This window comes from Inquilinus sp., assembly GCF_057815775.1.
In genome coordinates, this window is record NZ_JBYRFX010000751.1 from 1 (window position 1) to 10,605 (window position 10,605).

Genomic DNA, 10,605 nt, shown 5'->3' on the forward strand with positions numbered 1-10,605 from the left:
GTGCTGAGTTCGGCGATAGGGGCAGGCGTCGATCGGGTGGTGATGACGTCCGCCGCAGCCACCGCCCGGCCGCCGCGCGGATCGGGGCGCGTCAGCGACGAATCGGTCTGGGCAGATCCAGACGATCCGCTCCTCGATCCCTATCGCCGCTCCAAGATCCTGGCGGAACGCGCCGCATGGGAATTCATGGCGTCCACACCGGGCGGGACGAGCCTGACCACGATCCTGCCCGGCGCGGTGCTCGGGCCGGTGCTGAACACGGACAATCTCGGTTCGGCACAGGTGGTCGGCCGCCTGCTCGACGGCCGGCTGCACGGCAACCCGCACCTCGGCTTCAGCATCGTCGATGTCCGCGACCTGGCCGATGCGCATATCCGGGCCATGACGGCGCCGGAGGCCGCCGGCGAACGTTTCATCACCACCGGCGATTTCCTGTGGATGGCGGATATCTCGAAGATCCTGCGCGCGACGCTGGGGCCGCGGGCCCGGCAGGTTCCGACCCGGTCCCTGCCGGATTTCGTGCTTCGGCTGGCGTCGCTGTTTGACCCGGTGCTGCGGACGGTGACGCCGGGGCTTGGCCGTCGGCACAGCTTCACCTCGGCCAAGGCGCAGCGCGTGCTGGGGTGGTCGCCGCGGCCCGTGGCGACCACCGTCGTCGACTGCGCCGAAAGCCTGATTGCCGGCGGCGCCGTGCCCGCCTGATCAGTAGCGGGTCGTGTTCCGTGCCAGCAGCGGCAAGGCCGTCGTCTGCTGGCCGTCGACCGTGGCCCCGGCAAAGGCGAGGTGTGGCGAGAATTCCCGGTTGAGGTCGGCGGGGAAGTTCAGATTGGGCTTCGACGCCTGGTCGAGGGCCGCGACCTGCGCCGCGGTCAGCGTGACGTCGAGTGCCGCGATATTGGCCTGCAACTGGTCGATCCGCCGCGCGCCGATCAGCGTTGAGGTTACGCCTGGCCGCCCCTGCACCCATGCCAGCGCCACGGCGGCAGGGGGGACATTCAACTCCGCAGCCACGGCCTTCACCGCGTCGATGATGAGATGGTCGCGCTCACTCGGCGCGCCGACCAGGGCCGAACGATCCGACGTCACGGTGGCGGCGTTCTCGCGGGTGTACTTGCCGGACAGCCAGCCGTTCTTCAGGGGGCTCCAGGGCATCACGCCGAGACCCAACTCCTGCGCCATCGGCGTCAGCTCGCCCTCGACCGTGCGCTGCAGCAGGGAGTATTCGATCTGCAGGGCGATCAGGGGCTCCCAGCCGCGGAACTGTGCGACGGTCTGTGCCTGGGCCACCTTCCAGGCCGGCACGTCGGAAATGCCGAGATAGCGGACCTTGCCGGCGGTCACCAAGTCGTCCATCGCCCGCAAGGTCTCTTCGATCGGCACCGTGCGGTCCCAATTGTGCAGCCAGTAGAGATCGATGTAGTCGGTCTGCAGCCGGCGCAGCGACTGCTCGCATTGCTCCATGATCGCCTTGCGCCCGGCGCCGCCGCCATTCGGGTCGCCGAGATGAAGGTTGCCGAAGAACTTCGTGGCAATGACCGTGCGGTCGCGCCGGCCTTTCCGCTGGGCGAAGAACTCGCCGATGATCGTCTCGGAATGGCCGACCGTGTAGATGTTGGCGGTGTCGATGAAGTTGCCGCCGCGCTCGAGGTATTCCGTCAGGATCGCTTCGGCCTCGGCCGGGCTGGAGCCCCAGCCCCAGTCCTCGCCGAAGGTCATGGTGCCCAGGCAGAACGGGCTGACGCGAAGGCCGGAGCGGCCGAGCGTGACATAAGAATTGAGTGGCATGGCGTGTCTCTTTGAAGGGGGAGAGGGCATGCGAACGGTCGCCCCGCAATGGGGCGGCACAGACGCGGATGGGAATGGGCCGCTAAGCGGCGTGGTCGGTGCCGACGGACAGCTGCCGCCAGCGGTCCAACTCTGTGCGCGTGCCGGCCAGCTTGACTTCGGCCGCGGCGATGGCGATGGAACCGGCGGCGAAGCGCATCGGCGGCTCGGTCTCGCCCGCCAGCAGGACCATCGCGTCTGCCAGCTTCGCCGGATCCCCTGGTTGCTGGCCGTTCCGCTGCTCGAACGATGCGCGCAGCTCGGCCCGCCGCTTGTCATAATCGGGCAGCGTCTTTTCGCTGAAGCGGAGCGAGGCCGGCTTGAGGAAGTCGGTGCGGAACGGGCCCGGCTCGACGATCGTCACGAACAGCCCGAACGGCGCGATCTCCTTCGACAGGGATTCCGAGAAGCCTTCGAGCGCGAATTTGCTGGCACAGTACAGCGAGGCCAGCTCGCCACCGGCAAAGCCGCCGACCGAGGAGATGTTGAAGATCCGCCCCTGGCGCGCCGCCCGCATGGCGGGCAGGGCGGCCCAGGTCACGTTGAACACGCCGAACAGATTGGTGGCGAACTGGGCCCGCACATCCTCGATCGTCATCTCCTCGAAAAAGCCGAGATGGCCGTATCCGGCGTTGTTCACCAGCACGTCGATGGCGCCGAACCGGGACAGCGCGGCATCGACGGCGTCCTGCGCCTGGTCCAGATTGGTCACGTCGAGTTCGACCGCCAGCAGCCGGTCGCTGTCCGGCCCCAAGCTGTCACGGATGCCTGCCCGGCTGCGGGCCGAGGCGACGACCCGATCGCCGGCCTGCAACGCGGCCTTGGCGATCTGGACACCGAGCCCGCGGCCGGCCCCCGTGACGAACCATGTCTTCCGCATCATCTGCTCCACCGATACTGAGCCCTCAGGACACCACGGGGCGATGCCGGGCCGGTAGATCGATGCTCGCGCATTCTTGCACGATCCTACCAATCGTGAGTGCATCATGCGCTTCCGCCTTGCGCTCCGCGCGACATCGTGGCGGTATGGCGTCATGGAACCGCTCGCCGAACTGCGCTCGCTGATCCTGCGCCACGCCAGCCCCGGCAGCATGGCCACGGTGCTGCCGGGTGTCCGGGTGATGGCGTCTTCCGTCACCACCGAGCCCATGCTGCATGTGTCGGAACCGGCCTTCGGGATCATCGTCCAGGGCGCGAAGCGGACGATGCTGGGCGGCCAGGTGTTCGAATACGGCGCCGGCCAGTCCATGGTGGTGTCGCTCGACCTGCCGCTGACCGGCCATGTCATCCAGGCCAGCGCCGAGGAGCCGTTCCTGGCCTTCGGCCTGCTGCTGCAGCCGGCGATGATCGCCGCCCTGCTGCTGGAGATGGAGGCTGGCGATCGTGACACGGCCGAAGCCCCCGCCATGGCCGTCAGCCTTGCCCCGCCCGAATTGCTCGAAGCCTCCGTGCGGCTGCTGCGCCTGCTCGACCGCCCGCAGGATGCCGCCATGCTGCGCCCGATGATCGAGCGCGAGATCCTGTGGCGGCTGCTGACCGGCGGGCAGGGGGCGATCCTGCGCCAGATCGGGCTGGCCGACAGCCCCCTGTCGCAGGTCGGCCGCGCCATCCGCTGGATCCGTGCCCACTACGCCGAGATCTTCCGGATCGAGGATCTCGCCCGGGTGGCGGGAATGAGCACCTCGTCCCTGCACCGGCATTTCCGCGGCGTGACCACCATGAGCCCGCTGCAGTTCCAGAAGAAGATCCGGCTGCAGGAAGCGCGCGCCCGGCTGCTCGCGGATGCCGAGGATGTTGCCGCTGTCGGATTCAGCGTCGGCTACGACAGCCCGTCGCAATTCAGCCGCGAATACAGCCGCCTGTTCGGCGCGCCGCCCGGCCGGGACGTAACCCGCCTGCGCACCCTGTCGATGCCGGAGCGCAGCGTGGTCTGACGGCTCAGCCGCCCAGGAAATAGGTCCGGCTGGAGGGCGCCGGCGCGGCCTGGAACCAGCGCTGCTGCCAGCCTGCGCTCGGGTCGAGGAAGCCGCCGGATTGCGCCGGCGTTGGTTCGCCGGTGGCAATCAGCGACTGGCGCAGCTGATCTGCCAACTTCGCCCGCATGACATAGTGGTCGTAGACGTCGAGGATGTGGATGGCATAGGCCACCGCCAGCGGCTGGTTGCCGCGAATGATCAGTAGGTTCTCATCGTTCTGGTACGAGGCCTTGTAGCCCATGTTGTGGCTGCCGGTGATGACCGTGCAGGCTTCGGGGTCGAGCGGATCGATGACGATGATCTTGTCGTGGATGATGGCGTGCCCCGCGGTCAGGATCTCCGGCCGCAGGTCGCCCGTCGGGCTGGTCACCGCCGCCGCCCGGATCATGGCGATGCGGCCGTCCGCGCCGGCCGGCCACCAGATCGCCGGGCGCGGCAGCTTGGCCGTGGTGCCGTCGGGCTTGGTGTAGGTGTCGGGCGTGTCGGGTTTCGCCGGCGGCAGGGCGCTGGGGTCGCTGATCGCCCCCTGGACCAGCAGCTCCGGCCGCCCGGCCGCCAGGGAAGCGGCCTCGCCGATGATGTTCTGGTTGCCGGCGACCCCCGGCAGGAAGACCAGGAACAGGATGGCGTCCTTGGCGTTCTCCATCAGCGAATACACACGGGCCAGGTCGACCGGCGTCGGCGATGTCCTGGTCTTGGTGCGGGCCTGGGTGTTCGGCGAAAACAGCAGCTCGACCGTGGTCTTGCCGTCGGCCAGTGTCACCGGCCCGGTCGGCACGGCATTGGCGGCGCGGATCGCCGGGCCCTGCACGGCCTTGTTCGGGGCGAAGCCGGTGATGGTCTTGCGGCCGACGGTAACGCTCAGCTCCTGGCCGGCCGGCTGCGGATCGCCCTGCAGCCGCTTCCAGTAGTCGAGATACAGGCCGGCGACCGCGGCGTCCTCGATCAGGATGGCATTGTTGGACTGGGTGCACAGCCCGGTCTCGGTCCAGTTGGTGCTGCCGGTCAGCACCGCCTTCGCCACGCCGGCCTCGGCATAGATCGCGAATTTGTTGTGGCCGATATGCCCCTGGTTGTTGAACAGCCGGTCCTGGACATTGGCGGCGGAGGCGGCGTGCAGGCCGGCACGGGCGTCCTGGTTCTCGGTGTCCCAGACGATCGGCTGCTTCGGGACGGGCGAGTTCTTCTTCGGGTTCGGATCTTCCGACCCCGCCGTGGACAAAATGACATGCGCCTTGCCGGCGGCGGTCAGCGCCGTCAGCCGGCGGATCAGCTCCGGGTCGTGCAGCTCGTACAGCGCGAGATACAGCGCTCCGTCGTTCCGCTCCGTTCGGTTCATCAGCCCGGTCAGGAAGGAGAGGACATCGGCGGTCAGGAAATTGCGGAGCGGGTCTCCTTCGATCGCGATGTGCTGCTTGAGCACCGCGACGAGGCCTGGGGTGATGCCTGTCACCGGGCCGGCGGCGACCTTTTCCGGTTTCTTCCCCTGCAGGGTTTCCAGCTGCTGCAGCAGGTTCTGGGTCGACAGGATGCCGTTGGTGTAGGTGGCGGAGATCGCCCCGCCGCGGGGATAGGCATGGGTGACGTCAATGGCGGCCGTCTTGAACGGCGCGTCCAGCACGGCCAGCGGCCGTGGCGTTCCCTGATATCGCGGATGCCCGGCGGCATCGAGATAGACCCCGGTCGGCGAGGACGGAACCGCCGGCCGCCCGGGGCCGGGCAGGCCGACGGGGACGATCTCGTAATGCACCGTGAAGTCGATCGGCCGCACCGCATTGGTGTCGCGGGACCGGCGCAGGGTCAGGTCGCGCCACTGGTATTGCTGGATCGGCCAGACCGAGCTGTCCTGGTCCTGCCAATCCGGGTTGGACTGGTCCCGGAAGGCGATCCAGGTTGGCAGAATGCGCCGCTGCCCGGCATCCGGGCCGGTTTCGTGCACCCGGGTGATCATGAAGCCGAGGCAGTCGGCGATCGGCGCGTCCGCCTCCCAGGCCAGATACGCCACTTCGCCGTTACACCAGGCGCCGGCCTTGACGATCCTGCACATCAGCCGCCTCCCGAAGGTGGGGCTGCGAGCCTAGGGATCGGCCGCGCGATTTCGCAAGGCACCGTTTTGTGACCGGGTTCAGTGGGAGCAGAGCAAATGCGGTTCGCGCTCCGGCATCGCCACGGCGAAGCGCGACGGGCCGAGTTCGACGAAGAAGTCGCGCAGCACGGCGATGAAGCGGCGGACGAAGCGCGGCTTCTGTGGCCCGTACATGTCGGTCACCTGCAGCGTCGGTGCCGGCAGATCGTCGCTCAGCGGCACCCGCACCAGATTCTGCACGTCGCCGACCGGATAGTTCAGCGGCCGCATGTTGAGCACCGACACGCCGAATCCGACCGACACGGCGGAGCGGATGGTCTCATAGGACCGGGTGCGTAGGCAGATTCGCGGACGGAGGGACCGGGATTCGAACAGGCCGAGCAGATAGGCGGAGGTGTGCGGCAGGTCGAGCAGCACCAGCGGGTGCTCCGCCAGCTCGGCGATCGAGAGGGAGGTTCGTCCGGCCAGCGGATTGTCCGTCGACAGCAGGGCATGGGCCGGCAGGCGGCAGATCGGCGTGACGCTCTGCCCGAGATCGGGGCCGATATCGTAGGCGACGGCGAAATCCACATCGCCATTGGCCAGCCAGGTGGTCAGCTGCGCGTTGTCGCCCTCCAGGAACGACACCTCGGCCTCGCCGACCTCGTCGAGGTAGCGGCGCATCACCGATGGCATGAACATCGCACCGAACGGCTCGAAGCAGCCGACGCGGATGTGGCGCGGCACGCCCGCGGCCTCCTCACGCATCGCCCGGGTGAACTCCTCCTCCGCCGCCAGCAGCGACAGGGCCGAGCGGACGAAGCGCCGCCCGGTCGGCGTCGGCGTGATGCCGACCGCCGGCTTGCGCTCGAACAGCTTGGCCCCGGCCTCGAACTCGGCCGCGGCGATGGCGGCGATGATGGAGGATTGCGAGATGGCGAGGGTGCGGGAGGCGGCCTGGATGCTGCCCAGCCGGGTCACCTCGCAGATGTAGCGCAGCTGGCGGATGGAGAGGTTCAAAGCCGTCCCATTGTGACATTTTTTGGAACTTACCGAGCTAAAAATTACATTTTCTGTTTTCGTCTGACAATGCCTACGCTTCAAATCAGGTAGAGGCTCCGTCGTCATCTGTCCTCGTGCATGGAAACGGGCAAGAAGCCCGCAGAACGCGCAGTTCTCGACCAAAAAACATGCAAATCAACGCGGCAAACAGGGAAAGACGGCAATGGCAACATCGTCCACCTCGTCTTACAAGCTGCCCCCGATCCAAAGTACGAATATTCCACGGCTCACCCGCCCGGAATATCCGGCCTGGATCAAATGGTGGTTCGCGGTCGATGCCGTGCTGGCGCTGTTCCCGCCGCTGTACTGGGCGATGAGCGGGCGTGACCCGCTGGTCCTCGGCCTGCCGATCTCGGTGTTCTACTTCGCCCTCACCGGCCTGTGCATCACCGTCAGCGTCGTTGCCGCCTATCTGGTCGAAAGCCGGCAGGGCAATTTCGACGGCATCGGAGCGGGAGACGCACGATGATCATCACCTTCGGGATCCTCGCGGCCTTCTTCGTGCTCGTCATCGGGGTGCTGCAATACACCTTCAAGCAGGACAAGGACTTCACCGAATACGCCGTCGGCGGCCGGTCCTTCGGCGGCTACTACCAGGCGATGTCGTTCCTCAACACCTGGTATCCCGGCGCGATCTTCATCGCCTTCGCCGGCTTGGCCGTCGGCTCCGGAGTGATCGGCTTCTACCTCCTGTCCTACAGCCTGCTGACCATCGTGCTGATGTATCTGATGGCACGGCGGGTGTGGATGTGGGGCAAGGCGTTCGACCTGCGCACCCAGCCCGACCTGTTCTCGCTGCGCTATGACTCGCACCATATCCGGGCGCTGGCCGGCGTGATCGGCATCGTCTCCAGCTTTCCCTGGCTGGTGCTGGGGATGCAGGCGCTGGGCACGCTGTTCCAGTATATGTCGCTGCAGAGCATGAGCTTCACCACCTCGGTGATCCTCGGCGTCGTGGTGCTGGTGATCCGGCAATTCTGGACCATCCGCATGGGCATGCGCGGCGTCGTGATTTCCGACATGGTGCAGGGCATCGCGGCCTATATCGGCGGCACCTTCATCGTCATCGGCCTGCTCGGCTGGCTGGTCGGCACCAAGGGCATCGGCTTCTCCTCGGTCGACCCGAAGCTGTTCGAGATCCCGAGCCTGGGGTCGGAGAGCGGGCCGCTCTACCTGTTCGCGCTGATTTTTACCGGGACGGTCGGCGGCTGGTGCTGGCCGAACATCTTCGTCCGGCTGTTCACCGCCGACGGCGTGCGCAGCGTGAAGCAGGCGGCCGCCCTGGCCATCCCGCTGTCCTTCGTGTTTTGCGTGCTGTTCCTGGTGTTCTGCATCCTGGCCACCGCGCTGCCGGAGGTGGCGGCCAAGCCGGACGACGTCTGGTTCATCGCCTGCCAGCAGGCCGGCGGGCTGGTGCTGCTGGCCTTCGCCGGGGTGGTGGTGTTCGCCGCCACGGTCGGCAATGTCGACGGCACCATCCAGGCCGCCGGCGCGCAGATCGGCAACGACCTGATCGGCAACTATATGAAGCTCAGCCACAAGCAGCTGGTGCTGGCCTCCAAGGTCGGCATGCTGATCATCACCATCCTCGCCGCCTGGGTTGCCTGTTCGAAGCTGCCGGCCCTGTTCATGCTGGCGGTGATCGCCTACCAGGGCATCATCCAGCTCGCGGTGCCGCAATTCCTCGGCGTGTTCTGGAAGCGCGGCAACAAGACCGGCGCCATCGCCGGCATGGTGGTCGGCTTTGTCACCGCGGTGGTGCTGGAGATGAACTATCCCGGGTCGATCCCGGCGCTGGGCGGGCTGACCTCCGGCATCGTCGCCCTGGTGGTGAATTTCGCGATCTACATGGCCTGCGCCTATCTCCTGCCGCAGTCGGAGGATGAGAAGCGCCGGGTCGAGCATCTCTTCGCCATGACCCGCGTCGGCGCGGCGACCCTGCCCGAGGCGGAAGCGATGCCGGCCGGTACCGAAGTGGTGAAGGGGTGAGCGGCAGCATGAATGCGGCGATCGATAAAGCAGCGCCGGGCACGCCGCTCGGCGATGCGCCCGAGCTGTGCCGGATGGAGGCCGTGGATTTGCTGGCGGCCTACCGCGCCGGCACGCTCTCGCCGGTCGAGGTCACGGAGGCGGCGCTGGCCCGGGCCGAGGTCGTGCAGGCGCGGTTCAACGCCTTCACCCGGATCGACGCCGGGCCGGCGCTGTCGGCCGCCCGGCAGTCCGCGGCACGCTGGGCGGCGGGGGCACCGTGCGGCCCGCTGGACGGCGTGCCGACGACGATCAAGGACATTGTCTGGGTGGCGGGGTGGGAGGCGCGCTACGGCTCCTGTGCGCCGCCCACCGTCCCAGCCGTCGACGCCCCGTCGGTCGCCCTGCTGCGGGCGGCCGGCGCGGTGCTGATCGGCCAGACGACGACGCCGGAGTTCGGCTGGAAGGCCCTGGGCGACAGCCCGTCCTCCGGCATCACCCGCAACCCGTGGAACCCCGGGCGAACGCCTGGGGGCTCCTCGGCCGGCGCGGCGGCGGCGGCGGCGGCCGGGGCTGGGGCGCTGCATCTCGGCAGCGATGGCGGCGGGTCGGTCCGGATTCCGGCCGCCTTCACCGGCATCGTCGGGCACAAACCGACCTTCGGCCGCGTGCCTGCCTATCCCGCCAGCGCCTTCGGCACGGTGGCGCATATCGGGCCGATGACGCGCAGCGTCGCCGATGCCGCCCTGATGCTCGACGCCATGTCCGGCCGCGACTTGCGCGACTGGTACCAGAACCCCCTGCCGTTCGTGCCGGCCGGGGCCGCGTGCCTGGACAGCCTGAAGGGGCTGCGGATCGGGGTTTGGTCCGAACCACCGCAATGGCAGGTGGCGCCGGATGTGGCGGCGTCGTTTCAGCGTACGCTCGGCGTGCTGGAGGCGACTGGGGCGGTGCTGCAGCCGTTCCGCCTGCCGGGCGACGACCTGCTCGGGCTGTTCCATACCCTGTGGTTCTCCGGCGCGGCCGCCCGGCTGGCGGCCCTGCCGCAGTCGGCGCTGGCGGCCGTCGATCCCGGCCTGCGCGAGATCGCGGCGGAAGGCGCACGGTTCACGGCGGTCGACCTGATCGCCGCCCACACCCGGCGGGCGGAGTTCGCGGCGGCATTCGATGCGCGGCTGGCCGAAGTCGACATCGTCGTCTCCCCGGCCGCGACGCTGACCGCCCTGGAGGCCGGGGCCGAAGTGCCGGCAGGGTCGGGCCTGAAACGCTGGACGGAATGGGCCGGGTTCAGCTTCCCGGTCAATCTCGCCCAGGCGCCGGCGACGGTCATCCCGACCGGTCTGGCGCCGGATGGATTGCCGATCGGCCTGCAGGTGATCGGGTCCCGCGGCGCGGACGGGCCGGTGCTCGCCGCCGCCGGGGCCATCGCAGCCTTGCTGGGCGGCTGAGGAGACACATCATGTTCGACACCATCATCGTCGGTGCCGGCTCGGCCGGCTGCGTCCTCGCCAACCGTGTTTCGGCCGATTCGGCACGGCGCGTGCTGCTGCTGGAGGCCGGCGGCGCCGCGCCCCAGAACTCGGACATCCCGGCCAACTGGCCGGTCATGTTCAACACCCATGTCGACTGGGGCTATTATACCGAATCCCAGGCGGGCTGCCTCAGCCGCCGGATCTATTGGCCGCGCGGGCGGATGGTCGGCGGTTCCGG

Annotated in this window: 10 protein-coding genes; 6 read left to right on the forward strand and 4 right to left on the reverse strand. The window is 68.3% G+C overall.

All coding sequences use genetic code 11. The features are described from left to right. On the forward strand, nt 1-702 hold a 702-nt coding region (locus tag AC3XYG_RS26325), incomplete at its 5' end, for an NAD-dependent epimerase/dehydratase family protein (protein ID WP_489142837.1). Here the strand turns inward: AC3XYG_RS26325 and AC3XYG_RS26330 are convergent. Beyond that, nucleotides 703-1,785, reverse strand: coding sequence for an aldo/keto reductase (locus AC3XYG_RS26330; protein ID WP_489142838.1), 1,083 nt, complete (start codon nt 1,783-1,785; stop codon nt 703-705). A gap of 82 nt (nt 1,786-1,867) precedes the next feature. Next, a complete protein-coding gene (locus tag AC3XYG_RS26335; protein ID WP_489142839.1) occupies nt 1,868-2,707 on the reverse strand; it encodes an oxidoreductase in 840 nt (279 codons plus the stop codon). Nucleotides 2,708-2,858: 151 nt separating this feature from the next. Between AC3XYG_RS26335 and AC3XYG_RS26340 the strand changes: the two genes are divergently transcribed. Further along, nucleotides 2,859-3,758, forward strand: coding sequence for an AraC family transcriptional regulator (locus AC3XYG_RS26340; RefSeq protein WP_489142840.1), 900 nt, complete (start codon nt 2,859-2,861; stop codon nt 3,756-3,758). Between the two features lie 4 nt (nt 3,759-3,762). Here the strand turns inward: AC3XYG_RS26340 and AC3XYG_RS26345 are convergent, their stop codons facing one another. Both AC3XYG_RS26345 and AC3XYG_RS26350 read right to left on the reverse strand, forming a co-directional pair. Further along, the gene (locus AC3XYG_RS26345; protein WP_489142841.1) at nt 3,763-5,847 is read right to left on the reverse strand and encodes a phospholipase D-like domain-containing protein; all 2,085 of its coding nucleotides are present in this window, start codon (nt 5,845-5,847) and stop codon (nt 3,763-3,765) included. A 78-nt stretch (nt 5,848-5,925) separates the two neighbouring features. Next, on the reverse strand, nt 5,926-6,885 hold the full coding sequence (locus tag AC3XYG_RS26350) for a LysR substrate-binding domain-containing protein (RefSeq protein ID WP_489142842.1): 960 nt from the start codon (nt 6,883-6,885) through the stop codon (nt 5,926-5,928). Between the two features lie 205 nt (nt 6,886-7,090). On the opposite strand from AC3XYG_RS26350, the gene AC3XYG_RS26355 reads away from it, so the two are divergent. From AC3XYG_RS26355 to AC3XYG_RS26370, 4 genes are all read left to right on the forward strand, one after another. Beyond that, nucleotides 7,091-7,396 (forward strand): hypothetical protein, encoded by a 306-nt coding sequence (locus AC3XYG_RS26355; RefSeq protein WP_489142843.1) that lies wholly within the window; start codon nt 7,091-7,093, stop codon nt 7,394-7,396. Beyond that, on the forward strand, nt 7,393-8,916 hold the full coding sequence (locus tag AC3XYG_RS26360; RefSeq protein ID WP_489142844.1) for a sodium:solute symporter family protein: 1,524 nt from the start codon (nt 7,393-7,395) through the stop codon (nt 8,914-8,916). Before AC3XYG_RS26355 ends, AC3XYG_RS26360 begins: the two co-directional genes overlap by 4 nt. A gap of 8 nt (nt 8,917-8,924) precedes the next feature. After that, complete coding sequence (locus AC3XYG_RS26365; protein WP_489142845.1) at nt 8,925-10,343, forward strand: amidase; 1,419 nt, start codon at nt 8,925-8,927, stop codon at nt 10,341-10,343. Between the two features lie 11 nt (nt 10,344-10,354). Then, nucleotides 10,355-10,605, forward strand: a 251-nt coding sequence (locus AC3XYG_RS26370; protein WP_489142846.1) for a lycopene cyclase family protein, incomplete at its 3' end; no start/stop codon positions are given.

Excerpts from the sequence above, each read along its gene's own strand:
- AC3XYG_RS26330 (WP_489142838.1), bottom strand. The coding sequence starts at position 1,785 with ATGCCACTCAATTCTTATGTCACGCTCGGCCGCTCCGGCCTTCGCGTC.
- AC3XYG_RS26335 (WP_489142839.1), bottom strand. The coding sequence starts at position 2,707 with ATGATGCGGAAGACATGGTTCGTCACGGGGGCCGGCCGCGGGCTCGGT.
- AC3XYG_RS26340 (WP_489142840.1), top strand. The coding sequence starts at position 2,859 with ATGGAACCGCTCGCCGAACTGCGCTCGCTGATCCTGCGCCACGCCAGC.
- AC3XYG_RS26345 (WP_489142841.1), bottom strand. The coding sequence starts at position 5,847 with ATGTGCAGGATCGTCAAGGCCGGCGCCTGGTGTAACGGCGAAGTGGCG.
- AC3XYG_RS26355 (WP_489142843.1), top strand. The coding sequence starts at position 7,091 with ATGGCAACATCGTCCACCTCGTCTTACAAGCTGCCCCCGATCCAAAGT.
- AC3XYG_RS26360 (WP_489142844.1), top strand. The coding sequence starts at position 7,393 with ATGATCATCACCTTCGGGATCCTCGCGGCCTTCTTCGTGCTCGTCATC.
- AC3XYG_RS26365 (WP_489142845.1), top strand. The coding sequence starts at position 8,925 with ATGAATGCGGCGATCGATAAAGCAGCGCCGGGCACGCCGCTCGGCGAT.